The sequence below is a fragment of the Mycolicibacterium sarraceniae genome (genome assembly GCF_010731875.1).
GTDB lineage: Bacteria > Actinomycetota > Actinomycetes > Mycobacteriales > Mycobacteriaceae > Mycobacterium > Mycobacterium sarraceniae.
Genome location: NZ_AP022595.1, coordinates 4,146,088 through 4,169,831, shown reverse-complemented (window position 1 = coordinate 4,169,831; position 23,744 = coordinate 4,146,088). Strand labels below are relative to the sequence as shown.

Genomic DNA, 23,744 nt, shown 5'->3' with positions numbered 1-23,744 from the left:
TCGGGTATGAGCGGTAAGGACTTGGACAAGGTCTTCAAACGAGCGCGAAGAGCCTGACTAGCGTCAGACCCGGACTGATGGCTATCCCCAGGCCGATGAAGGCGACCGGAGCGGCTACCCGACGGATGGCTCTGTGCACGATGTCGGATCCCGACCCAGATGTACCCATGCGTCCCTTTCTCGGTGTAACCGCCACAACACTGCTTCGCAACAGTTCGATAACCCCCAGAATGGCCCGGCGCTGCGCTACTTACACGTCTGTAGTTTCCCCTTCAGGCCTCTCACAGAAACGGGGAAATGATGTCTCGGACCAGCTCTCGCATGGCGGCGGTCACCGCCATGGCGACTGCGGGGTTTTTCTGGACTGCACCACTGTTCAGCCCCCGTGCGGTTGCCGATATCGGCAGCCCCGGTATTCCGTGCATAGGGATCCTCCATCAAGGCCTGACGTCTCCGCCTGACCTGTCTCAAGGCATCCCGGGTACGTCGAACTCGATTTTCACCAACAATCCGCCCAATGTCGGCGGCCCGATTCCGCCCGCCACCGTGCCGGGCAGCGTTCGGGTCCCGCCGGCAAGCGTCCCCGGCTCGCCGGGAGCGCCAGGTACCGGCGGGGTGACCGTCCCGCCGGCGTCTGTTCCTGGCGCTCCCGGCACTTCCTTGACTCATAACATTCCGACACCTCCCGCCGGCGTCCCCGGTACTCCGCCTGGTGGTGGCGGTGGTGGTGTTCCGACTCCGCCTGCTGGTGTGCCTGGTACTCCGCCTGGTGGTGGCGGTGGTGGTGTTCCGATTCCGCCTGCTGGTGTGCCTGGTACTCCGCCTGGTGGTGGCGGTGGTGGTGTTCCGATTCCGCCTGCTGGTGTGCCTGGTACTCCGCCTGGTGGTGGCGGTGGTGGTGTTCCGATTCCGCCTGCTGGTGTGCCTGGTACTCCGCCTGGTGGTGGCGGTGGTGGTGTTCCGACTCCGCCAGGGGGATTGCCCCCTGCCCCCATCAACGACGGTGCTGGCCTGCCCGCCGGACCTATCGGCGCCCCGGTTGCCGACGCGGCCGGCGGCCTGCCGGGCGCAGGTGGCGGCGAGGGCGGAGTTCCCGGCGCAGCCGGTCTGCCCGGCGGCGCCGGTGCTGGTGGTGGCGCTGTCGCATCTGGCGCGCCGGTAGCCGACGCTTCCGGTCTGGCGCCCGCGCCGCCGGCCGCGGCTCCTCCTGTTCCGGTCCCCGGTGGGGGTGCCTTCCCGCCAGGCCCGCCGGCTGCGGTGCCCCCGGGTGGGATCCCTGGTGGCGGTGGTGTGCCCGGTACTCCGCCGGCTGCGGTGCCTCCGGGTGGAATCCCTGGTGGCGGTGGTGTGCCCGGTACTCCGCCGGCTGCGGTGCCTCCGGGTGGGATCCCTGGTGGCGGTGGTGTGCCCGGTACTCCGCCGGCTGCGGTGCCTCCGGGTGGGATCCCTGGTGGCGGTGGTGTCCCCGGTACTCCGCCGGCCGCGGTGCCCGGTGAGAATGTGCCGGAAACCGTTGTGACCCCCCCTGTTCCGCCTGCCGCGGTCCCCGGTGGCGAGATCCCCGGCGGCGGCGGAACTCCGCCGGCACCGCCGGCCGCCGTTCCCGGTGGCGAGATCCCCAGCGAGGTGTCGACGCCACCGGCGGCGGTTCCCGGCGGCCCGGGCAATGGGAACAACCTGATCCTCAACACGCCAGGGATCCCGCCTGCCGCAACCCTGGGCAATGTGGTCAATGATTCGTCGGGAACCCTTCCCCCTCCTGGCGCGTCGATTCCGGGTGTCCCCACGCCCGGCGGCATGATCAACGTCCCCGGTACCCCGTCGGTCACCCTGCCGGGTATCCCGAGCGCGGCCTCAACTCCCGGCATCGTCACGCCACCCGCCGCGGTGCCGGGCGGCCCCGGAGTCCCGCTGAACGTGAACGTGCCCGGTGCTCCTGTCGAGGTTCCCGGCACGCCGGGGACGCCCGGCATGATGACCCCGCCGACTCCGGACACGGTGATCCCCGGCACGCCGGGAACCACTGGAGTTCAAGAGTTTCCGACCCCACCTGCCGCGGTCCCGGGTGCGCCCGGTGGCGGTACCGGCGGCGGTGTTCCCACCCCGCCAGCCGCGGTCCCGGGTACACCCGGCACCAACGTCGCGGAGACCGGATCGACCCCGCCTGCCGGCATTCCGGGTACGCCGGGTGAGGCTGGTGGCGGTGGTGTGCCGACGCCTCCGGGTGCGGTTCCGGGTACGCCGGGTCAGGGTGGTGGCGGTGGTGTGCCGACGCCTCCGGGTGCGGTTCCGGGTACGCCGGGTGAGGGTGGTGGCGGTGGTGTGCCGACGCCTCCGGGTGCGGTTCCGGGTACGCCGGGTGAGGGTGGTGGCGGTGGTGTGCCGACGCCTCCGGGTGGTGTGCCTGGCGTGCCGGTCGGTGACGGCGGCGGCGTCCCGGGTGCCGGCGGAGTCCCTGCTGCGCCGATCGCCGATAACGCGGGAGTCGTTCCCGCCGCGCCGATCACGGACAACGCCGGCGCAGCCGGCGGACCGGCCACAGCCGCACTGTCTGATAGCGCCGGCGTCGCGGGCGCTGGTATCCCCGGAGCGGCTGGCGGTGTTGCTGGCGCCGTCGGTGCACCCGTGGCCGATGCCTCGGGCGTAATCGCACCGTCGGCCGGTGTACCCGCGGAAGCAATCGCCTCGGCGGCCGCCGGTCTCCCCGCAGACGCCGGTGCGGCAGTGCCCGCCGCGGCTGCCGGCGGCGGCGGTGCCGGCCTGCCGACCCCGCCGGCTGCCGTTCCACCTGGTTTGGTTCCTGGTGGCGGTGGTGTGCCCGGTACTCCGCCGGCTGCGGTGCCTCCTGGTTTGGTTCCTGGTGGCGGTGGTGTGCCCGGTACTCCGCCGGCTGCGGTGCCTCCGGGTGGGATCCCTGGTGGCGGTGGTGTGCCCGGTACTCCGCCGGCTGCTGTTCCTCCTGGTTTGGTTCCAGGTGGCGGTGGCGTCCCCGGTACTCCGCCAGCCGCGGTCCCGGGTGCTCCGTTCACCAACGAGATCAACACTCCGGGCATCCCACCGGCCGCGGTCCCCGGTGGTCCCGGCGGCGGCGGTGGCGGGGGAGTTCCGACTCCTCCGGCAGCGACCCCCGGCACGCCCGGCGCCAACCACGGGGCGACTCCGCCGACTCCGCCGCGAGTCATTCCCGGTGGTCCCGGCAACTACGTCGGGCCGACGCCCGGTGGCCTGGGAACGCTGATCCCCTCCGCGCCGATCTCAGACGCCGTAGGCACGCTGCCGACCCCGCCCGCGCAGTTGTTCGGGACGATGGCACAGGGTGTTGCCACACTGCTCACCCCGCCGCAGATCACGATCCCGGGTATCCCGGGCTTCGGGATTCCGCTGCCGTCAACGATCTCGAGCCCCCGAGACCTGTTGTGCATGGGGACCGGATGGTCAGCGACCACATCGGGCAGCGAAACCGGAGCACCGGCCGGCGCGATCCTTGGCACTGAGCAGCCGCCGGCGAACCGCTGGTTCGACCACTGACGAACTAGCGCAAGCGCGCGAGGATCTCTGGGTAATGCAGGTGGGCCAGGAAGTGACCGCCGGGCCGTTCGTGAAGCGTCGCACCGGGTATGCGCCGCGAGACCTCGCGCGGCTAGGCAGGGGCATCGATGCTCGATAGTCCTCGACGACACCACCGCGGTGTCGCAGGGCCTCGGCGGTCATCCTCGCGAACGAGCCGGGCTCGGTCAGTGGCAGCGCCCACGCCAGGGCGGCGGCGTACTGGCAGCCACAGGCCGTGGTGGGCGCTGACGACGACTGCGTCATCACGAGTTCCGCACTTCGCGTATGACACCGAGCGCCCGTCGCGCAGTTGGACGCTACGGTTCTCGGAAGAGTTGGGCATCCCACTGGTTTCCTGTTGCGCCGGATACTAGCCCCGGTCATTCATTGGTCCACTACCTCGCGTTGTTCGACGGGGTGAAGGGGCGAGCGTTGTGGCTGGGCCGCACCAAACGGAACGCCTGCGCCGATCAGCGAATCATCCTGCACGCCAAGGACCGTGGCTGTACCCGACCGGGTTGCGACGCCCCCGGCCACCACAGCGGCGTCCACCGCGCTGCCCAGGACTGGAAAAACGGCGGCAACACCGATATCGACGACCTCGGCCTGGCCTGCCCACCCGACAGCAACCTCGTCGAAACCGGCGGCTGGAACACCCGCACACTCGCCAACGGCGACACCCAATGGATCCCACCAACTGGACTACCCATGCTCACCGGCGGCGTCAACGACTACCACCACCCCGAACGGCTGTTGGAGAACGACAGCGGCCCGCCGGCCGACGACCCAGCGGCCTAGCCCCGGAAGCCGGGCCCGCGTCTGCGCAGGTAGCGCTCGAATTCGGCCGCCAGCGCATCGCCGTCGACCTTCGACAACGCCTCATTCATGTCCACGTCGGCGTCACCGCGCTGCTCGAGGGAGGCCACGTACTCGGCGATCTCCTCGTCCTCGGCGGTCATCTCGGTGACCGCCTGCTCCCATTCCTCGGCCTGTATAGGCAGGTCCGCCAGCGGCACCTCGATGTCGAGTACGTCTTCGACGCGACGCAGCAGCGCAACGGTGGCCTTCGGATTGGGTGGCTGCGATACGTAGTGCGGCACCGCGGCCCAGAACGTCACCGCGGGGATGCCGGCCGCCACGCAGGCGTCCTGGAACACCCCGGCGATACCGGTCGGACCCTCGTAGCGGGTCTCCTCGAGGCCGAAGAACTTCGCCGACTCGGGGGAGTAGGCCGCACCCGACACCGGGACGGGCCGGGTGTGCGGCGTGTCGGCCAGCAGCGCCCCGAGAATCACGACGGTGTCCACATTCAGCTTATCGGCGATCGCCAGCAGCTCGGCGCAGAACGTGCGCCAGCGCATATTGGGCTCCACCCCGTGCATGAGCACGATGTCGCGATCCGAGCCTGGCGGCCGGCAGTGTGATATCCGCATCGACGGCCACACCAGCTCGCGGGTCACCCCGTCGACCTGCCGGATGACCGGGCGATTCACCTGGTAGTCGTAGTAGGCCTCGTCATCGATCTCGATGAGCGTGTCGGCTTCCCAGATCGCGTCCAGGTGCTCGAGCGCATCACTGGCAGCGTCACCGGCGTCATTCCATCCCTCGAAGGCCGCGACAATGATCGTGTTCTGCAGTTCGGGCAGGTCCGGGCCTTTCGTGCCGCTGAAGTTCGACGGGGTCACGAGTTCAGCGTAAGGGTTGATCGGCTGCGATGAGCCTTCTCGGACCGACTACCCCGGCGTGGTGAATGGCGCCAATGATGACGGCCAAGGCGCTGACGACGAAATACGTTCGGCTGCAAACTGGTTAACCTGGGTAACTATGGCGAAGCCGACACGATGCGCGACCCAGTGCGGATCGAGTTGAGCTGGGCGTCCAGCCGCCGGGTGACGACGTAGACTTTTCACTGTCGAGAGGCGTTGCAACGGTTCTCCGGCCCATGCCGGTGACCGCCACGCTCGGCAGAGTCAAGGACGCCTTCCGTAACGGAAGGAGCGCACGTGACTGTCGAGTTCAGGACCTTTGCGCCGAATATCCGCCCAGACTGCACCGATGAGCTGGCGGCGACTCTGGGCCGGCGGATCATGGTGATCGACGGCGCGATGGGCACGGCAATCCAGCGGGACCGCCCCGACGAGGCCGGTTACCGCGGCGAACGGTTCGCCGAGTGGCCGACCGCCCTTCAGGGCAACAACGACCTGCTCACGTTGACGCAGCCGCAGATCATCTCCGGCATCCACCGCGAATACCTCGCGGCGGGCGCCGACATCCTGGAGACCAACACGTTCAATGCGAACGCGGTCTCACTCGCCGACTATGACATGCATGAGCTGGCCTACGAGCTCAACTACGCCGGCGCCGCCCTGGCACGCAAGGCCGCCGACGAGTTCAGCACCCCCGACAAGCCCCGCTATGTCGCCGGGGCGATCGGGCCGACGACGCGGACCGCGTCGATATCACCGGACGTCAACGACCCCGGCGCCCGCAATGTCTCCTACGACCAACTGGTCGCCGCCTACCTCGAAGCTGCCAACGGCCTGGTCGACGGCGGTTCCGACATCCTCATCATCGAGACGATCTTCGACTCGCTGAACGCCAAGGCGGCGGTGTATGCCGTCGAGACGCTGTTCGAGGAGCGCGGCCGCCGCTGGCCGCTGATCATCTCGGGCACCATTACCGACGCGTCCGGCCGGACGCTCTCCGGTCAGGTCACCGAAGCGTTCTGGAACGCGATCCGGCACGCCAAGCCGATCGCGGTCGGGCTCAACTGCGCACTGGGTGCTCCGGAGATGAGGCCGTACATCTCCGAGGTCTCGCGGATCGCGGACACCTTCGTGTCCTGCTATCCGAATGCGGGGCTGCCCAACGCTTTCGGCGAGTACGACGAGTCCCCGGAGGCTCAGGCCGGTTACATCGCCGAGTTCGCCGAGGCCGGTCTGGTGAACCTGGTCGGCGGCTGCTGCGGCACGGCGCCGCCGCATATCGCCGAGATCGCCAAGGTCGTGGAGGGCGTGAGCCCGAGGGAAGTGCCACAGATTTCCGTGGCCACCCGGCTCTCGGGCCTCGAGCCGCTCAACATCTCCGACGACTCCCTCTTCGTGAATATCGGTGAGCGCACCAACATCACCGGCTCGGCTCGGTTCCGCAACCTGATCAAGGCCGAGGACTACGACACCGCGCTGTCGGTGGCCCTGCAGCAGGTCGAGGTCGGTGCGCAAGTCATCGACATCAACATGGACGAAGGCATGATCGACGGCGTCGCCGCGATGGACCGGTTCACCAAGCTGATCGCGGCCGAACCGGATATCAGCCGCGTCCCGGTGATGATCGACTCCTCCAAATGGGAGGTCATCGAGGCCGGCCTGAAGAACGTCCAGGGCAAGCCGATCGTCAACTCGATCTCCATGAAGGAGGGCGAGGAGAAGTTCATCCGCGAGGCACGGCTGTGCCGCAAGTACGGCGCCGCCGTTGTCGTGATGGCCTTCGACGAACAGGGCCAGGCCGACAACCTGGAGCGCCGCAAGGAGATCTGCGGGCGCGCCTACCGGATTCTGACCGAAGAGGTCGGCTTCCCGGCCGAGGACATCATCTTCGACCCGAACTGCTTCGCGCTGGCGACCGGGATCGAGGAGCACGCGACCTACGGGATCGACTTCATCGAGGCCTGCGCCTGGATCAAGGAGAACCTGCCAGGGGTGCACATCTCCGGCGGTATCTCCAACGTGTCGTTCTCGTTCCGCGGCAACAACCCTGTGCGCGAGGCGATTCACGCGGTGTTCCTGTTCCACGCCATCAAGGCCGGCCTGGACATGGGCATCGTCAACGCCGGTGCGCTGGTGCCCTATGACTCGATCGATCCCGAGCTGCGCGATCGGATCGAGGACGTAGTGCTGAACCGTCGCGAGGATGCGGCCGAACGACTGCTGGAGATCGCGGAACGGTTCAACAGCTCCGAGAAAGCTGACGATCCGGTGGCCGCCGAATGGCGTAGTTTGCCGGTCCGCGAACGGATCACGCACGCTCTGGTCAAGGGCATCGACGCCCATGTCGACGACGACACCGAGGAACTGCGGGCCGAGATCGCCACAGCGGGCGGTCGCCCGATCGAGGTGATCGAGGGCCCCCTGATGGACGGGATGAACGTCGTCGGTGACCTTTTCGGCTCGGGTAAGATGTTCCTGCCTCAGGTCGTGAAGTCTGCTCGGGTGATGAAAAAGGCTGTCGCGTACCTACTCCCGTTCATCGAGGCGGAGAAGGCTGAGTCCGGTGCCACCTCTGCGAAGGACACCAACGGCACAATCATCATGGCGACGGTCAAGGGTGACGTCCACGATATCGGAAAGAACATCGTCGGAGTTGTACTGCAGTGCAACAACTTCGAAGTGATCGACCTCGGCGTGATGGTGCCCGCCGACAAAATTCTGGCCGCGGCCAAGGAGCACGACGCCGACATCATCGGGCTATCCGGTCTGATCACCCCGTCCTTGGACGAGATGGTCAACTTCGCGGTCGAGATGGAACGCCAAGGGCTGCAGATCCCGCTGCTGATCGGTGGCGCGACCACCTCGCGCGCCCACACGGCGGTGAAGGTGTCGCCGCGACGTAGCGGTCCGGTCGTCTGGGTCAAGGACGCGTCGCGCTCGGTACCCGTCGCCGCCGCGCTGCTTGACGACAAGCAGCGGCCGGCGTTACTGGAAGCCACCGAAAAGGATTACGCGTCCCTGCGCGAACGGCACGCCCAGAAGAACGAGCGGCCGATGCTGACGCTGGAGAAGGCCCGCGCGAACCGGACGCCAATCAAATGGGACGGCTACACACCGCCGGTGCCCGCGATCGGCCTCGGCGTGCGGGAGTTCGCGGACTACGACCTCGCCGAGCTTCGTGAGTACATCGACTGGCAGCCCTTCTTCAACGCCTGGGAGATGAAGGGCCGCTTCCCCGACATCCTCAACAACCCGGTCGCGGGCGAGTCGGCCCGCAAGCTGTACGACGACGCCCAGGAGATGCTCGACACCGCGATCAAGGAGAAGTGGCTGACCGCCAACGGGGTGATCGGCTTCTTCCCGGCGAACGCGGTCGGCGACGATTTCCAGGTCTACACCGACGAGACCCGCACGGAGGTGCTGACCACGTTGCACAATCTGCGTCAGCAGGGCGAGCACCGCGACGGCATCCCGAACCGCAGCCTCGGCGACTTCATCGCCCCCAAAGAGACGGGCCTGCCGGACTACATCGGTGCCTTCGCTGTCACCACTGGGCTCGGTAGCCACGAGAAGATCGCGGAGTTCAAGGCAGGCCTCGACGACTACAGCGCGATCCTGTTGGAGTCGATCGCCGACCGGCTGGCCGAGGCGTTCGCCGAACGGATGCATCAACGAGTCCGCAAAGAGTTCTGGGGATTTCAGCCAGATGAGCAGCTCGACAACGAGGCACTCATCGCGGAGAAGTATCGGGGAATCCGCCCGGCCCCCGGTTACCCGGCCTGCCCGGAGCACACCGAGAAGGCGACGCTGTGGACGTTAATGGACGTCAAGGAGCGCACCGGTATCGAGCTGACCGAATCGATGGCGATGTGGCCCGGTGCCGCGGTAAGCGGCTGGTACTTCTCGCACCCGCAGTCGCAGTACTTCGTCGTCGGCCGGATGGCCCAGGACCAGGTGGCCGACTACGCCAAGCGCAAGGGTTGGACGCTGCAGGAGGCCGAACGCTGGCTGGCCCCGAACCTCGGTTATAACCCCGAGGACTGAGCTCAGCCCGCGCTCCCGTCGGAGCCATGGCCGCCGGTCTGTCCGCCGGGGACGCCCCCGGTACCGCCTGACGCACCGCGGTTGGCGCGGGCCACGTCACCCAGTTCCCGGCGCTGGACTTCGGTCATTTCGTCGCTGAACACCAGGCAGAGATTGACGGTGCGAGTGGCGTCGGCGCCGGATTCTTTGGCCTGCAGCACGAAATCCACGCCGGGGCTAGGATCGATCCGGACGATGAACTCGTTCTGCTCATTGATCTTCGGCAGGAACGGCAATGCCGGCGGTCGCTTGAAGATGACCCGAATCTCGGTGGCCCGTAGCGGAAGGGTCTTGCCTGCCCGAATGAAGAACGGCACACCCGACCAGCGCCAGTTGTCGACATACAGCTTCAGCGCGGTGAAGGTCTCGGTTTGAGAGTCTGGCGCCACACCCTCGACGTCCAAGTGGTCGGCGTACTGGCCGCGCACATAGTGCTTGGGGTCGACGGGGCGGATCGACTTGAACAACTCAACCCGCTTGTCCCGGAAGCCATCCGGTCCGCCGCTGGACGGTTCGGCCGCAATCAGCCCGATCAGTTGAAGCAGATGATTCTGCACGACATCGCGCAACGCGCCGACCGGGTCGTAGAAATGGCCGCGATCCTCGACTCCGAAATTCTCGGCCATCGTGATCTGCACTGCTTCGACACGGTCGCGATTCCATATGGGCTCGATGATCGAGTTGGAGAACCGGATGTAGCGGATGTCCATCGCCGGTTCCTTGCCAAGGAAGTGATCGATGCGGTAGATCTGCCGCTCCTGCAGGTGCGCACTCAACTAATTGTTGAGCGCCTTGGCCGACGAAAGGTCATGCCCGAACGGCTTTTCCACCACCACCCGCGCGTTGGTGGTCAGGCCGGCACCGGCAAGACCGTCCACTACCCGGCCGAACAGGAACGGCGGGATCTCCAGATAGAAAACCGGATTCGATCGTCCGCTGATGGCCGCGGCCACCGTGTCGTAGGTCGCCGTGTCACCGAAATCGCCGGTCACCATCGACAGCCGGGCCGCGAATCAGGCGAACACGTGCTTGTCCACCGGTTCGCCGGTGGCCTCGATCGCGGCCCGCGCGTGCTCCCGCAGCGTGTCGGACGACCAATCATCCAGTGCCACGCCGACGATCGGGCAGTTGAGCAGCCCGCGCCGCTCCAGGCGGTACAGCGACCGGAAGGTCATCCTGCGCGCCAGGTCGCCGGTGATGCCGAAAATTACCAGAACATCTGCAGCCGTGGGACTTTGGGCGCTCACCGGCATCACTTCTTCTCCGCGTGGCCGCCGAATTCGCTGCGCATCGCCGAGCAGATCTGGTCGGCGAACTCGCCGAGCTGGCGGGACTGGAAGCGCTCGTAAAGGGATGTGGTGATCACCGGGGCGGGGACACCTTCATCGACGGCGGCGAGCACCGTCCAGCGTCCTTCGCCGGAATCGGACACTCGCCCGGAGAACTGGTCGAGATTGGGCGAGGCGGCGAACGCGTCGGCGATGAGGTCCACCAGCCAGGAGCCCACCACCGATCCACGGCGCCAGACCTCGGCGACCTCGCCGACGTTGATGTCGTACTGGTAGGCCCATGGATCGCGCAGCGGGGTGGTCTCGGCGTCGACCACTCGATCGACCGTGCCGGCATCGGCGTGCTTAATGATGCTCAGGCCTTCGGCAATGGCCGCCATCATCCCGTACTCGACACCGTTGTGGACCATCTTCACGAAGTGCCCGGCACCGTTGGGGCCGCAGTGCAGGCGATGGTCTTGAAGATCGGATCGAGGCGAGTGACGACATCGGTCTCTCCGCCGATCATCAGACAGTAGCCGCGGTCCAGCCCCCACACGCCGCCACTGGTGCCGCAATCGACGTAGTGCAGACCCTTCTCGGCGAGCTTGGCCGCCCGGGTGATGTCATCGCGGTAGTACGAGTTGCCGCCGTCGATCACGGTGTCCCCGGCCGCCAGCAGCGGCACGAGCGCATCGAGGGTCGAGTCGACGATGGCCGCGGGCAGCATCAGCCAGATTGCGCGCGGGCCGTCGAGCTTGCCGACGAACTCGTCGAGGGTGGCGGCACCGGTGGAGCCTTCGGCCGCCAATTCGCTGAATGCTGCGGCGTTCACGTCGTAGACGACGCAGTGGTGTCCGTCCCGCATCAACCGTCGAACGAGGTTGGCCCCCATCCGTCCCAAGCCGACCATGCCCAGCTGCATCGGTGTCGCAGTGACCACGTTGCCTCCCCTCGTGTTGTGGTCGTCGCCCTAGTCCAGCAAACTGGGTTGGATTCGAAGTCAGCGCATGTTGCGTGGCACAATCGTGGGCGTGCGAGCGGTCTTGTGGGACATGGACGGCACCCTCGTCGACTCTGAAAAGCTTTGGGATGTCGCGATCAACAAGCTGTACGCTCGACACGGACGGGTGCTGGCACCCGAGGTCCGCGACGCCACCGTGGGCGGTTCGGCCGAGGGCGTGATCCGCATCGTGTTCGACGACCTGGGCCTGGACCCGGACCCGCAAGAGATGGCCGAGGTGGCCGACTGGATGCACGACTATGTCGGCGAGCTGTTCGCCACCGGATTGCCGTGGTGTGACGGCGCTCGCGAACTGCTCGACGCGCTGTCGGCCGCCGGCGTTCCGATGGCCTTGGTGACCAACACCCGTCGGCAACTCACCGAGAACGCACTGAACAGTATTGGCAGAGAGTACTTTTCGGTGACCGTCTGCGGTGATGAGGTGCCTGAGGGCAAGCCCGCACCTGATGTCTACCTACGTGCGGCGGAGCTGCTCGGCCTCAGCGCGGGGGAGTGCCTCGCGGTCGAGGATTCGGTCACCGGCGCCGCTGCGGCCGAAGCGGCCGGATGCGCGGTTTTGGTGGTACCCAATGAAGTCGCCGTACCCGGCAGTCCCCGTCGGCATCACATCTCGTCGCTCATTGATCTGGATATCGCCCAGCTGCGGCAGATCCACGCTGGCCTGCATCTCGGACGTGGTGAGCGCTCGGCCTGAACCGCTGGCCGATATCGCCCTCTTGCGGCGCTGACTGTGCAATCGTAGGTTCACCAGGTTTTTCGCAGCGCTGCGTGAAAGGACGCGTCATGGCTGGCCAAGGCCCCATCGACCAAACACCATCCGTGATCACGGATGACGACTTCTCCTCCGGTGGTACGGCAATCCGGATCGCGTCGGTAGCCGCGCTGGGCGGCTTGCTCTTCGGCTACGACAGCGCCGTCATCAACGGGGCGGTCGACTCCATCCAGGCAGACTTCGGTATCGGGGACGCCGAACTCGGCTTCGCGGTCGCATCGGCGTTGCTGGGCGCGGCCGCCGGGGCGATGTCCGCCGGCCGGATCGCCGACCGGATCGGGCGTATCTCGGTCATGAAGATCGCCGCGGTGTTCTTCTTCGTGAGTGCGATCGGAACGGCCCTGGCGCCGAATGTCACGACGGTCGTCATCTTCCGGATCGTCGGCGGTATCGGCGTGGGTATCGCGTCGGTTATCGCCCCGGCGTACATCGCTGAGACATCGCCACCGCGTATCCGAGGCAGGCTGGGCTCGTTGCAGCAGCTGGCCATCGTCTGCGGCATCTTCTTGTCGTTCGTGATCAACTGGTTACTGCAGCATGCCGCCGGCGGCCCGAACAAGGAGCTGTGGCTTGGCCTCGACGCGTGGCGCTGGATGTTCCTGGCGATGGCGATTCCCGCGGTTTTCTACGGCGTGCTGTCGTTCACGATTCCGGAGTCGCCCCGGTATCTGGTTGCCTCACATAAGATTCCGGAGGCACGCAAGGTCCTGACGATGCTGCTGGGCGAGAAGAATCTCGAAATCACCATCAGCCGCATCCAGCAGACGCTGGAGCGTGAAGACAAGCCGTCCTGGCGGGATCTGGGCAAGCCGACCGGCGGGCTCTACGGCATCGTCTGGGTCGGCCTGGGCCTGTCGGTCTTCCAGCAGTTCGTCGGCATCAACGTGATCTTCTACTACTCCAACGTGCTGTGGCAGGCGGTCGGATTCAGCGCCGATGAGTCCGCGGTGTACACCGTGATCACGTCGGTGATCAACGTGTTGACCACGCTGATCGCCATCGCACTGATCGACAAGATCGGCCGAAAGCCGCTGCTGCTGATCGGGTCCGCCGGCATGGCCGTCACGTTGATCACGATGGCGATCATCTTCGCCAACGCGACGCTGGTCGACGGCAAGCCGAGCTTGCCCGGTGCCTCCGGAGTCATCGCGCTGATCGCCGCCAACCTGTTCGTGGTGGCGTTCGGCATGTCCTGGGGCCCGGTGGTCTGGGTGCTGCTGGGCGAGATGTTCCCCAACCGCATCCGCGCTGCCGCACTCGGTCTGGCTGCAGCCGGGCAGTGGGCGGCCAACTGGTTGATCACCGTGACGTTCCCGGGGCTGCGCGAGCACCTGGGTCTGGCCTATGGCTTCTATGGGTTGTGCGCGATCCTGTCGGGGTTGTTCGTGTGGAAATGGGTCATGGAGACCAAGGGCGTCTCGTTGGAGGACATGCACGCCGAGCTGTTGCGCGAGGACAAGTCCACGGACTGACTACGGGACGTCGGTGTATTGCCAGCTCACCCCGGTACTGGAGAACGTGAAGCCCTTACCGGTCTGCTCGCTCACGCACGAGATGCCGGCTTCCTGCTGAATGTTGCAGCGGAATCCCCCGGCCGCGAGGATCTTGTTGAACGGCAAGGTCTTCGTCGTCCCGGACGGTGGTGTGAACTGCTCGGCCGGCACCGCGGCGAACTGGGGGTCGTCTTGGGTGCGCACCACGATCGAGTTGGGGACGACGTTCTGCCCGACACTGTCGGTCACGGTCTGCGGCGCACCGGCCACGCCGATGCGCCCCGTGCCGGTTTTCGACTGGCAGCCGGTCCAGGTGCGGGGCACGATCACACACCGCCAGCTGCCGCTCGGGCTGGTGAAGAAGTAGCCAGCGTGGACGTCATTGATCCTGGTGTAGTAGTCGAATGCATTGACCAGTTTGTCATTGCTGGGCCGCGCCGAACTCGTCGCAGATTCTGGTGGAGATGTTTGCTGGCTGGTGTCGTTCGTGGTGACGATCGGGTTCGAGCAGGCGGTGAGCGCGAGGACGGCGAGACCGACTGCCGTGGTCGCCCGGGATCGTCGCATGAGACGCCAGAGTAGTCCCCGACCGGAAACCGCCGTGACGGAGCGTCGGCCCGCATGGAACAATCGCAGGCCGTGAAGACCTTCGAGGAGTTGTTCGCTGAACTGGGGGAGCGTGCCCGCACCCGCCCCGCAGGCAGCGCCACCGTCGCCGCCCTGGATGCCGGCGTCCACACCCTCGGCAAAAAGATCCTCGAAGAGGCCGGCGAAGTGTGGCTGGCCGCCGAGCACGAACCCAACGAGGCACTGGCGGGGGAGATCAGCCAGCTGCTGTATTGGACGCAGGTGCTGATGGTCGCTCGCGGCCTGACCCTCGACGACATCTACCGGAAGCTCTAGGTGACTGCCATGTTGCGCGTTGCCGTCCCCAACAAGGGGGCACTGTCTGAATCGGCTGCCGAGATCCTGTCGGAGGCCGGCTACCGTCGGCGCACCGACCCCAAGGACCTCACGGTCATCGACCCGGTCAACGGTGTCGAGTTCTTCTTCCTGCGGCCCAAGGACATCGCGATCTACGTCGGCTCCGGTCAGCTCGACTTCGGCATCACCGGCCGGGACCTGGCCGCCGAAGCCGACGCCCCGGTCGACGAACGGCTGGCCCTTGGCTTCGGATCCTCGACGTTCCGCTACGCCGCACCGGCCGGCCGGGATTGGACCATCGCGGATCTGGCCGGCAAGCGGATCGCCACCGCCTACCCGAACCTGGTCCGAAAAGACTTGGCCAGCAGGGGAATCGAGGCGACCGTCATCCGGCTCGACGGTGCTGTCGAAATCTCGATCCAGCTCGGTGTCGCCGACGCCATCGCCGACGTGGTGGGGTCGGGACGGACTCTGAGGCTGCATGATCTGGTGGCTTTCGGTGAGTCACTTTGCGACTCGGAAGCGGTGCTGATCGAGCGAGCCGGTAACGGCGACGATCCCAACCGGGCTGCGCGCGACCAACTGGCGGCCCGCGTGCAGGGCGTGGTGTTCGGCCAGCAGTACCTGATGCTCGACTATGACTGCCCGCGTTCGGTACTCGATCGCGCCACCATGATCACGCCGGGGCTTGAGTCGCCGACCATCGCGCCGCTGGCCGATCCGGACTGGGTTGCGGTGCGCGCACTGGTGCCGCGCCGTGCGGTCAACGCGATCATGGACGACCTCGCGGCCATTGGCGCCAAGGCGATTCTGGCCTCCGATATCAGGTTCTGCCGCTTCTGAAGTTGGCCCGATCTGCGACGCGACTGCGTGTTAGCGTCCCTCCGGCTGCCGCCGGCAAGCAGGACCGCTATGACGCACGTTCTTGTTCTGTCACTGGCTCTGCTGATCGGTGCGATCGCCGGTCTGCGCGCCCTGACTGCCCCCGCGGTGGTCGCCTGGGGAGCGTAGTTCGGCTGGATCGATGTCACCAACAAATGGTCGGAGTGGGTGGCCCACCCGATCGCCGTGACGGTGCTGACCGTGCTGTTGTTCGTGGAGTTTGTCACCGACCAGCTGCCGAAAACCCCGAGCCGCAAAAGCACACCTCAGCTCTCCGCTCGCCTTCTGACCGGTGCGGCTACGGAGCACGCTCGCGGCTGGTGGCCGCCAACGGCGGCCGTGACCTGCCGGTGGCGCTGGCTGAGGACGTGATCGCGGTGGGTGGTGGCTTCCTGGTGGTCTACCTGCCGGGCCTGGCCGATATCGATTACCTGATCAATGTCGGCATCCTCGAACTCGACACACTGCCTGATCATCTGGTGATCATCGGCGGCAGTTAGCCGATGGGTTGCAATTCGCCGAGCGGGACAAGGGATTCGAAGTCGTTCCAGCCGATGGTGTGCAGCCCGTCGCCGGCGCGCACCATGCACATCCACTCGACGGTCCCGGTCCGTGAGGCAGTGGGCATGCGCCGTTGGCGTCGGGGTGATCGCGGCCGGGCCTGTCCAGATCCTGGGTCCGAGCGACTATTCTCATAGCCGCAGTCGTCCGTTGGCTTGGTTTCGGTTTTCCGCTGTCACCGTCGGCTTCCGATGGATGCGATACCGACCGACCCAACGGAACGCGGTTGAGGTAGGGCCTCTACCGCCCTTGCAGGTAAGGAGGAGCTCAGTGCCAAGAGTGGTGATCGTGGACGACGAGGCGCTGATTCGCTCAGGTTTCGAGCTGATCCTTTCCAACGCGGAGGGCATCGACGTGGTGGCAACCACTGACGGCATCCACGCTGTCGAAGTGATCACTGAGCATGAGCCTGACGTAGTCCTCCTGGACATCCGGATGCCGGGCAAGGACGGGTTAGCCGTCCTTGCTGCGGTACAACAGCTCCCGTCGCCGCCAGCCGTTGCGATGCTGACGACCTTCGATGCCGACGAGCACGTCGCCGCCTCTTTCCGATCCGGGGCGGCCGGGTTCCTGCTCAAGGACACCGATCCAAGTTCGCTACCAGACATGGTGCGTACGCTGGCCGCGGGAGGTTTGGTGTTGTCGGGCGCCATCAGCCCGAAGGTGATTTCTGGTTACCTCGACGATCACGTCGACTCAGCGTCGGTGGCTGCGGTCAAGACGTTGACTCAGCGAGAGACGGCTGTCTTGCGGTTGTTGGCGAAGGGGCTATCCAACGGTGAAATCGCGACCACCGTGTACTCGAGCGTAAGCACAGTCAAAGACCAGGTTAGTTCTATTCTTTCAAAGCTCGCGGTCAAATCGCGCGTCGAAGCGGCAATCATCGCTCAGCGCGCGGGCGTTCTCGAGGATCCGGGGTCGTGAGTATTGGCCGATTCGCGTGCTCTCGCAGCGTCGTTATCGACGCGCTGCTCATCGCGATGGCGGCGCTCGAGGCTACTGAGGCGATCGGGTTCAGCAGAAGCCGACCCCTGGCAGTCGCGGCGGCCGTAATTGCTCTGTGTGCATTGCCGTTTCGCCGGCGCGCGCCCTACTGGGTGTTCTTTGCGACCGTACCGTTGCTCGCGGTGACTTTGGCCTCCATCGCCTCGTTGATTGCCCTCTATACCGTTGCCGAACGTCGGCCTGCCCGCTACCCACTGGCTGCTTGCACCCTGATCGTGTTCGTCGACGCGGCGAGGATTCTTTGGCAGAAGGGCAACCCGCTTTCGGTTTCGCTCCTCGATCTGGTCTATGCAACGTTGTTTGCTGGTGCACCCGTGTTGATGGGCCTTCTCATGCGTGCTCGTACCGAATTGGCCGCGAAGCTTATTGAAGTTCAGCACATGCGCGGATCCCAACAGCAATTGCTTCTGGACAAAGAGTTGGCGCGTACGCGGACCGAGCTGGCGCGCGAGATGCATGACGTTGTGTCTCATCAGGTGAGCCTTATCGCGGTGCAGGCCGGTGCTTTACAGGTAACCGCTTGCGACGACGCGGTGGTTGAGATCGCTCGCACGATTCGGACACTGAGTGCCCGGACGCTGGACGAGCTTCGTCAAATGGTTGCGCTCTTGCGATCCTCGGGCAGCCGATTGCCGGATCTGACCCCGCAGCCGGGGATCGAGGACATCTCGGCATTGGTCGCAGAGTCCGGAATCGACACGACAGTGCACACGTCCTGCACGACCGCTGAGGAGGTGTCGGCGACGGTGCAGCGCGCTGTCTACCGCACTATCCAGGAGGGCCTGACCAACATCCACCGACACGCACCGGGAGCGCGGGCATGGTTGAGCTTGCAGATAAGCCAGAGCGGGGTGCGTCTTTCGCTGGTCAATTCACCGCCGCGGCATTCACCAGACCCAATGCCCAGCGACCAGAACGGTTTACGAGGCCTTCGCGAGCGTGCTGAACTGCTGGGCGGATCCATCGCCACGCGCCAGATGGCCAGCGGGGGTTACGAACTCGTTCTGGTGTTGCCGCTGCACAACTATTCTCCTCGCGCGCCCCAGGATGTTTCTCACTCTGTGAGCCCGCCAATACCTGTCACCGAGATGCCGTAGTTCGTCCCGATTCGCCTTTGGCGACGTTGCAGCGGCGAAGGCGGTCGATCGCATGCCGACTCGACCCCGACTAATTACCGAACTTCTACTTTCCGGTGTTCCGGCTCACACGGCCGGCTTGGCCGGCACGCGAATGGGATCGGGTCGGTGCCACGGCGGCGCGGCCAGCCGTCGCGCCAGGCCTGGCATTCGCCGCATCAGTCGAACCGGTCGAATCCTTTGACAATCGTGGCAAATGGCCGGTGTTGTTGGCCGCCGTCGGCACCGATATGGTCCCGGAATCCGCCGTTTTGGTGAGCGCCAGTGCGGCAGTCGACGCCGAAGTGGTCGGCAGAGCGATCGCAATCGGAACCCCTCCGCTAAGGGCCATGATCGTGAGCGCGTACTCACCGATTGTGTGAGTCAGTCCCTCCCCGCAGGCAACGACACCGGGCAGCGTATTGATCGAGTCGTTCACCTCGGCAAGGGACTTGAGCGCCGCCGACAGGTTCGTGGCGATCTGACCGGGCGCGCCGAGTGACGGATAGAGCGGCAGCGCGATCGCGAAGTGTGTCTCGTCCGCAGCGTTGTCGAGCGCATTGCCCGCCCCCGACGGGCTTCCGGTGCCGACGCGCGCAGAGGCCGTGTTGGGCGAGTGCGGCAAGGTGGTGGTCAGGTTGGCGCCCGTCCCCTCGCCAGCGCGTTTGACCGTCGTCTCGTTGCTGCCCCGGTTGCGAGTCCAGATGGTCAGCGCCTGCCGTCCGACGGGTGGCGGATCAACGAGGTGGACCTGGCCAAGGAGGCCAGCGTCAATCGCCGCATTTGTGAAGGAATCGACCCAAGAGGCGATGCGCTCCGGGGGATCGTGCCGGGCAGCAAGCGTGATGTTTGCCGTCGAAACGTCGGTCGGAACTCCAATTCGCGACAGCGGGGAAGCGGCCGAGCCGACAGGATGAACGGGGGCCAGCGCGATCGTGCCGGCTCCCAGCAACGCAACCCCGGTCACTACCTTCGACCGCAAGCCACCGTCCATGTTCACTCCCCGTCAGGTCACGCACTGAGATGTGACTAAACGTACATGAGAAGAAGCTGAGAATCGGCACCATCAATCGATAGCGCGTGCCGCCAGCCCGACACAGCGTCACGCAAGCGCTCTTCTGTCAACGTCCCCCGCTGGCGGACTCGGTGAGTCGCCACTGCGGATGCCAACCGCGGTCAACGGTTCAATTCCGGTGGGCAAGCCGTTTCGGGTCGTGTCGACACATGAGGTTGCTCGGCCGCTGAATTTTCGTGGTCTAGCGGGCTGTGCGCGACGCCGGATGGTGATCTCAGCAAGCCATGGGAGCCGGTCGCCACTCCTTAGCCGTGTCGCGTTGGCGCGGACACGCGAATGTGACTCCGGCACGGTGCTGCCGGTGACCCTTGAGCGTGATGTGGGGTGGGCTCTGGGTTGTGTTGCCTTGGAACTGCTTTCGGGCGCGAGCTCTGGGACGGTGTTAGCGGTGGTGGGCTTAGATGTCCAGGGAGTCGCCGTTGTGGCGGGATAGTACGAGGTCGAGTCGTGCGACTCGCTTGGTGAGGTAGTCCTCGTGCACGCGGGTGGGGTTCTTGACGTCGTTCGGCCACAGGTATCGCCACGGCGAATAGTCGTTAGTCATCTTGTAGACGTTGAAGCCGGCCGAGAGGAACGGGCGCAGCACGTCAATGGGTTCCACGTGGGGGTTGGGCCACCATTGAGGCGAAAGTTCGATCGCGATCTCGGCGTCGGGGCGAAGCGATTCGATCAGGGTGCTCATCCCGGCTAACACATCGGGCTCAGCGCCTTCGACATCGATCTTGATGATCCGAGTTGCCGCGATCTCGTCGGTGGTCAGAATCTGGTCGAGCGGCATGGCCGCGACAGTCGATTCGGCGTGCAGGCCACGGGTGGGCAGTGTTGTCGACATGCCGACGTTGTGGCTCGGGCCGCTGAAAACTGTCACCGTCCCGGGAGTCGCGGCAGCGGCTTTATTCACCAGGCGGATGCGATCACCGAGTGTGTCGGCCAGGGTGTTAGCACTTAGATCGTCAAACATCGCAGGGGAAGCCTCCACCGCCACTACGGAGCCCTTGCTGCCCACCGACCGTGCGGCCAGCATTGAGTAGTAGCCGGCGTTTGCCCCGACGTCGACGAAGACGTCACCGTCGCGCAGTCGGCTGGCGATGAAACGGGTCAGGTCAGGTTCCCACTCGCCGAAAATCCAGATATAGCCGCCGATCATGTCGGTGATCCGACACATCATCGCGAACCCCAGTTGCGTCGACCTGGGCAGGGTTGTCGAGATGTTAAGGCGCGCAGCACCTCTCAGGACCAGCGCGGCTGGTATGTAAAGCGGAAGGAACAGTGCGGTGCGGATCAGTTTCTCCAGCACTGGGACGTGACGCTTGGACGTGCGCAGCCGCATGACCGCGGCCCGCGTGACGTGCAGGCATGTCAGGACGAAACACAGAACGACACTCCGTTCCCACGGGTTCGCTATGGCCAAGTGTGGAGACACCATGCAGATATGTATCCGTCCCTGAATATCAACGTATGTGCGATGGACAGTGTCCAGTCAGTAGTCATCGAAGTGTTCCCGGCAGATCTACCCGACGCGTGACCAATCCTGACCGCAGACCAGCCTGAGAGGAATCCGCCAGCTGGCTACGAGCGACATCCATCCGGCCACGAGGGCCTTCCCTTGCCAACCGGCCTGGTTTGGCTGGACACCATCCGGGAGGGCGCGCAGCGAGGGTGATAGCGGTACGCCTGCCTGGTCATTCACTTGTGTCAGCAGGCTGCCGCATCGTCCGGGCCGTCCATGCCGACCAGGCCCCCGATAACACATGTTGGAGCTTGAGGCGCTCATGCCGCCGGCTCGCTCAGCTGTTCGGGCCAGCCCGGGTAGGGCGGCGGTGTGCCGCCGTAGGCCGGGCACAGCGCTTGATGGCTGCACCAGTTGCACAGCCGTGACGGGTTGGGCCGGAAATCGCCGGTGGCGCCGGCAGATTGGATCGCCCGCCAGATTGCCATGAGAGTCTTCTCGAATCGGAGCAGCTCGTCGAGCTCGGGGGTGTAGTCCAGCAGCTGGCCGTCGGCCAAGTAGATCAACCGCAATCGGGTCGCCAGCACGTCGCGCGAGCGCAGCAACGCCACCGCGTAGAACTTCATCTGGAACAGCGCTTTGAACTCGGCCATGGCCCGGGCCGCGGGCGGTGCCTTCCCAGTCTTGTAATCGACGACCCGCAGCTCACCCGTACCGGCGACATCGATTCGGTCGACGTAGCCGCGCAGCAAAGTGCCGTCGGCGAGTTGGACCTCGATGCGCTGCTCGCAGCTCTGCGGGTCGAATCGGGTCGGGTCTTCGAGGCGGTAGTAGCCGGTCAGCAAGGCCCGTGCCTCGGTCAGGAGCGCGGCGCGCTGCTCGTCGGTGAAGCCGTCGGCGAGATCGGGGTGTTCGGCCAGTACCCGGACCCAGGCCGGGTCGACGAGCGATAGCGCCGTCTCCGGCCCACGGTCTGCAGCCGGCATGCCGTAGAGCTGTTCCAGGGCGGCATGCACCACCGAACCACGCAGCTGGGCAGTGGACGGCGGTTCGGGCAATCGGTCGATCGCGCGGAACCGGTACAGCAGCGGGCATTGCTTGAAATCGGCGGCCCGCGACGGCGACAGCGCGGGGCGCGTTCGCTGCGCGGTCCCGGCGTCCGTCTTTCCCGTCGCTTCGCTCGCCCCGGATGACATGAGTCGAGCCTAGGACGGCAGGCCGACAAGCGGACGGCACGTCGAGCGGCGAGTCCGCTATGGCAGGCTGAACGGCTGTGACCGACGACCCAGCCCTCGCCCGAAGGACCGGTCCCTTTGTCGTCGGGGATCGCGTGCAGCTCACCGACCCCAAGGGTCGTCACTACACGATGATCCTGAACCCGGGCGGCGAGTTCCACACCCATCGTGGGGCGATCGAGCACGATTCGGTGATCGGCCTGCCGGAGGGCAGTGTGGTCAAGTCGACGAACGGCGACGCGTTCCTGGTGCTGCGTCCGTTGCTGATCGACTATGTGCTCTCGATGCCGCGCGGTGCCCAGGTCATCTACCCCAAGGATGCCGCCCAGATCGTCCACGAGGGCGATATCTTCCCCGGTGCCAGAGTCCTAGAGGCCGGAGCCGGTTCTGGGGCGCTGACATGTTCGCTGCTGCGTGCCGTCGGCCCGAGCGGCCGGGTGATCTCCTACGAAGTGCGCGACGACCATGCCGTGCACGCCCAGCGCAATGTGGCGACGTTTTTCGGGCAGGAACCGGAAAACTGGACGTTGATCATCGGTGACATTGTCGACTCCGACCTCGCCGAGGGATCCGTCGATCGAATCGTGCTGGACATGCTTGCGCCGTGGGACGTCCTCGACACCGTCGCGCGGCTGTTGATCCCCGGTGGCGTTCTGATGGTGTACGTGGCCACAGTGACCCAGCTGTCCAAGACCGTCGAGACGCTGCGCGAACAGCAGTGCTGGACCGAACCCAGAGCCTGGGAGTCGCTTCAGCGGGGTTGGAACGTCGTTGGCCTCGCGGTGCGTCCGCAGCACAACATGCGCGGCCACACGGCATTCCTGATCTCGGCCCGTCGGCTGGCGCCGGGCACGGTCACGCCCACACCGTTGCGCCGCAAGCGCCAGACGCCGGCCTGATCGTCACCTAGTCGTCGCTGCGGTGTAGTCAGCGCCGCACCGAGAGCAGTTCGGCGACGATCGGGCGGCTGATGGCCCGCTTCTCCTTCAGCGAATGGACCTCACTGAGGAGGACGTCGAATTCCAGCCAGCCGATCCACATTCAGGGTGTCGGGGTTGGGCTTGCGGGACTTGCGGGCGCGGGAGTGGAGCCTTCCCTGGCATTGCCGAACGCCAACAGCATGTTCGCTGTCTCGCGGGAGAGCTGCCAGGCACCCTTGTCCTGCCGGAACTCCATCGGGAACCTGAAGTTGCCCGGGTTGGCAGGATTTGTGGTCGTGACGTTGATCGACGCCAGCGCATCGGCCGGCTGGCGGTCAGACCACCGAATCTCGGTGGCGGTGAACGTCAGCGGACTGAATCCGCCGTCGCGCAGCGCCGCCGCGAACGTGTCGATCGTCGCGGCGTCATCCGGCGTGGTGGATTCCACCAGCTGAAGCTTGTCGGTGCCCTTGACCGCCGGATCGGCCAACCGGTACAGCACATCGGTCAGTGCGTCGGGGGTCGGCAAGGCGGGCTCGGGCGGTGCCAGTGCCGTCGACGACTGCTCAAACGGGCTCTGCGCCGCTTTCGGCTCTGCGTGCTCAGAACACCCCGAGAGGCTGAGCGCCGCTACGATTGTGACGGCGCTCAGAACTCCGAGAAGTGGATAACGCATCCAGTG

At 65.8% G+C, this 23,744-nt stretch carries 19 protein-coding genes and 5 pseudogenes; 12 read left to right on the top strand and 12 right to left on the bottom strand.

Annotation, left to right across the window (positions count from 1 at the left end; all coding sequences use genetic code 11):
* Positions 1-467: 467 nt before the first annotated feature.
* The gene (locus G6N13_RS20865; protein ID WP_163700024.1) at positions 468-656 is read right to left on the bottom strand and encodes a hypothetical protein; all 189 of its coding nucleotides are present in this window, start codon (positions 654-656) and stop codon (positions 468-470) included.
* A 68-nt stretch (positions 657-724) separates the two neighbouring features.
* On the opposite strand from G6N13_RS20865, the gene G6N13_RS20860 reads away from it, so the two are divergent.
* From G6N13_RS20860 to G6N13_RS20850, 3 genes and pseudogenes are all read left to right on the top strand, one after another.
* Positions 725-1,162, top strand: a complete 438-nt coding sequence (locus tag G6N13_RS20860; RefSeq protein ID WP_163700022.1) for a hypothetical protein — start codon at positions 725-727, stop codon at positions 1,160-1,162.
* A gap of 128 nt (positions 1,163-1,290) precedes the next feature.
* Positions 1,291-3,528 (top strand): hypothetical protein, encoded by a 2,238-nt coding sequence (locus G6N13_RS20855; RefSeq protein WP_163700020.1) that lies wholly within the window; start codon positions 1,291-1,293, stop codon positions 3,526-3,528.
* Positions 3,529-3,942: 414 nt separating this feature from the next.
* Positions 3,943-4,347 (top strand): annotated as a pseudogene (locus G6N13_RS20850) (HNH endonuclease signature motif containing protein); the annotation flags it as partial.
* Here the strand turns inward: G6N13_RS20850 and G6N13_RS20845 are convergent.
* Positions 4,344-5,234 carry a PAC2 family protein gene (locus G6N13_RS20845; protein WP_163700018.1) on the bottom strand — a complete coding sequence of 297 codons (891 nt, stop codon included), beginning with the start codon at positions 5,232-5,234 and terminating at the stop codon, positions 4,344-4,346. The pseudogene G6N13_RS20850 and the gene G6N13_RS20845 sit on opposite strands and share 4 nt — an antisense overlap.
* A 318-nt stretch (positions 5,235-5,552) precedes the next feature.
* Between G6N13_RS20845 and metH the strand changes: the two genes are divergently transcribed.
* Entirely contained in the window at positions 5,553-9,299 is a 3,747-nt protein-coding gene (metH, locus tag G6N13_RS20840; RefSeq protein WP_163700017.1) for a methionine synthase, read from the top strand.
* A 2-nt stretch (positions 9,300-9,301) separates the two neighbouring features.
* Here the strand turns inward: metH and G6N13_RS25460 are convergent, their stop codons facing one another.
* From G6N13_RS25460 to gnd, 3 genes and pseudogenes are all read right to left on the bottom strand, one after another.
* Positions 9,302-10,114: a hypothetical protein gene (locus tag G6N13_RS25460; RefSeq protein WP_235677847.1), complete on the bottom strand. Its 813-nt coding sequence runs from the start codon at positions 10,112-10,114 to the stop codon at positions 9,302-9,304.
* Positions 10,115-10,513: pseudogene (locus G6N13_RS25455) on the bottom strand (hypothetical protein).
* Between the two features lie 77 nt (positions 10,514-10,590).
* A pseudogene (gene gnd, locus G6N13_RS20830) lies at positions 10,591-11,531 on the bottom strand (phosphogluconate dehydrogenase (NAD(+)-dependent, decarboxylating)).
* 130 nt (positions 11,532-11,661) lie between these two features.
* Between gnd and G6N13_RS20825 the strand changes: the two are divergent.
* Positions 11,662-12,324, top strand: coding sequence for an HAD family hydrolase (locus G6N13_RS20825; RefSeq protein WP_407663946.1), 663 nt, complete (start codon positions 11,662-11,664; stop codon positions 12,322-12,324).
* An 89-nt stretch (positions 12,325-12,413) separates the two neighbouring features.
* Positions 12,414-13,874, top strand: a complete 1,461-nt coding sequence (locus tag G6N13_RS20820) for a sugar porter family MFS transporter (protein ID WP_163700013.1) — start codon at positions 12,414-12,416, stop codon at positions 13,872-13,874.
* On the opposite strand, the gene G6N13_RS20815 is transcribed toward G6N13_RS20820, so the two are convergent.
* Positions 13,875-14,462, bottom strand: coding sequence for a hypothetical protein (locus G6N13_RS20815; RefSeq protein WP_163700011.1), 588 nt, complete (start codon positions 14,460-14,462; stop codon positions 13,875-13,877).
* Between the two features lie 54 nt (positions 14,463-14,516).
* On the opposite strand from G6N13_RS20815, the gene G6N13_RS20810 reads away from it, so the two are divergent.
* The 3 genes and pseudogenes from G6N13_RS20810 to G6N13_RS20800 form a co-directional block, all read left to right on the top strand.
* Positions 14,517-14,798: a phosphoribosyl-ATP diphosphatase gene (locus G6N13_RS20810; protein ID WP_163700009.1), complete on the top strand. Its 282-nt coding sequence runs from the start codon at positions 14,517-14,519 to the stop codon at positions 14,796-14,798.
* A 9-nt stretch (positions 14,799-14,807) separates the two neighbouring features.
* A complete protein-coding gene (hisG, locus tag G6N13_RS20805; protein ID WP_163700007.1) occupies positions 14,808-15,662 on the top strand; it encodes an ATP phosphoribosyltransferase in 855 nt (284 codons plus the stop codon).
* Positions 15,663-15,731: 69 nt separating this feature from the next.
* A pseudogene (locus G6N13_RS20800) lies at positions 15,732-16,108 on the top strand (DUF4126 family protein); the annotation flags it as partial.
* A gap of 89 nt (positions 16,109-16,197) precedes the next feature.
* On the opposite strand, the gene G6N13_RS25750 reads toward G6N13_RS20800, so the two are convergent.
* A complete protein-coding gene (locus G6N13_RS25750; protein WP_268949065.1) occupies positions 16,198-16,329 on the bottom strand; it encodes a hypothetical protein in 132 nt (43 codons plus the stop codon).
* 221 nt (positions 16,330-16,550) lie between these two features.
* On the opposite strand from G6N13_RS25750, the gene G6N13_RS20795 reads away from it, so the two are divergent.
* Complete coding sequence (locus G6N13_RS20795) at positions 16,551-17,186, top strand: response regulator (RefSeq protein WP_235677846.1); 636 nt, start codon at positions 16,551-16,553, stop codon at positions 17,184-17,186.
* Positions 17,183-18,364 carry a sensor histidine kinase gene (locus tag G6N13_RS20790; RefSeq protein ID WP_163700003.1) on the top strand — a complete coding sequence of 394 codons (1,182 nt, stop codon included), beginning with the start codon at positions 17,183-17,185 and terminating at the stop codon, positions 18,362-18,364. The genes G6N13_RS20795 and G6N13_RS20790 overlap by 4 nt, the downstream gene beginning before the upstream one ends.
* 85 nt (positions 18,365-18,449) lie before the next feature.
* On the opposite strand, the gene G6N13_RS20785 is transcribed toward G6N13_RS20790, so the two are convergent.
* The 3 genes from G6N13_RS20785 to G6N13_RS20775 form a co-directional block, all read right to left on the bottom strand.
* A complete protein-coding gene (locus G6N13_RS20785) occupies positions 18,450-19,376 on the bottom strand; it encodes a hypothetical protein (protein WP_220096764.1) in 927 nt (308 codons plus the stop codon).
* Between the two features lie 478 nt (positions 19,377-19,854).
* Complete coding sequence (locus G6N13_RS20780) at positions 19,855-20,868, bottom strand: FkbM family methyltransferase (protein WP_163699999.1); 1,014 nt, start codon at positions 20,866-20,868, stop codon at positions 19,855-19,857.
* A gap of 359 nt (positions 20,869-21,227) precedes the next feature.
* The gene (locus tag G6N13_RS20775; protein WP_163699997.1) at positions 21,228-22,103 is read right to left on the bottom strand and encodes a RecB family exonuclease; all 876 of its coding nucleotides are present in this window, start codon (positions 22,101-22,103) and stop codon (positions 21,228-21,230) included.
* 77 nt (positions 22,104-22,180) lie between these two features.
* Here G6N13_RS20775 and G6N13_RS20770 point away from each other — a divergent pair, with 77 nt between their 5' ends.
* A complete protein-coding gene (locus G6N13_RS20770) occupies positions 22,181-23,041 on the top strand; it encodes a tRNA (adenine-N1)-methyltransferase (RefSeq protein ID WP_163699995.1) in 861 nt (286 codons plus the stop codon).
* Positions 23,042-23,087: 46 nt separating this feature from the next.
* Here the strand turns inward: G6N13_RS20770 and G6N13_RS20765 are convergent.
* Together G6N13_RS20765 and G6N13_RS20760 are read right to left on the bottom strand one after the other, a co-directional pair.
* Positions 23,088-23,183 (bottom strand): annotated as a pseudogene (locus G6N13_RS20765) (DUF503 family protein); the annotation flags it as partial.
* A complete protein-coding gene (locus G6N13_RS20760) occupies positions 23,184-23,738 on the bottom strand; it encodes a lipoprotein LppK (protein WP_163699991.1) in 555 nt (184 codons plus the stop codon).
* Positions 23,739-23,744 lie beyond the last annotated feature (6 nt).

Bases quoted from the DNA above. Each gene is read 5' to 3' on its own strand.
- G6N13_RS20825 (WP_407663946.1), top strand. From the start codon at position 11,662: ATGGACGGCACCCTCGTCGACTCTGAAAAGCTTTGGGATGTCGCGATC.
- G6N13_RS20820 (WP_163700013.1), top strand. From the start codon at position 12,414: ATGGCTGGCCAAGGCCCCATCGACCAAACACCATCCGTGATCACGGAT.
- G6N13_RS20815 (WP_163700011.1), bottom strand. From the start codon at position 14,462: ATGCGACGATCCCGGGCGACCACGGCAGTCGGTCTCGCCGTCCTCGCG.
- G6N13_RS20810 (WP_163700009.1), top strand. From the start codon at position 14,517: ATGGAACAATCGCAGGCCGTGAAGACCTTCGAGGAGTTGTTCGCTGAA.
- hisG (WP_163700007.1), top strand. From the start codon at position 14,808: ATGTTGCGCGTTGCCGTCCCCAACAAGGGGGCACTGTCTGAATCGGCT.
- G6N13_RS25750 (WP_268949065.1), bottom strand. From the start codon at position 16,329: ATGCCCACTGCCTCACGGACCGGGACCGTCGAGTGGATGTGCATGGTG.
- G6N13_RS20785 (WP_220096764.1), bottom strand. From the start codon at position 19,376: ATGGACGGTGGCTTGCGGTCGAAGGTAGTGACCGGGGTTGCGTTGCTG.
- G6N13_RS20775 (WP_163699997.1), bottom strand. From the start codon at position 22,103: ATGTCATCCGGGGCGAGCGAAGCGACGGGAAAGACGGACGCCGGGACC.
- G6N13_RS20760 (WP_163699991.1), bottom strand. From the start codon at position 23,738: ATGCGTTATCCACTTCTCGGAGTTCTGAGCGCCGTCACAATCGTAGCG.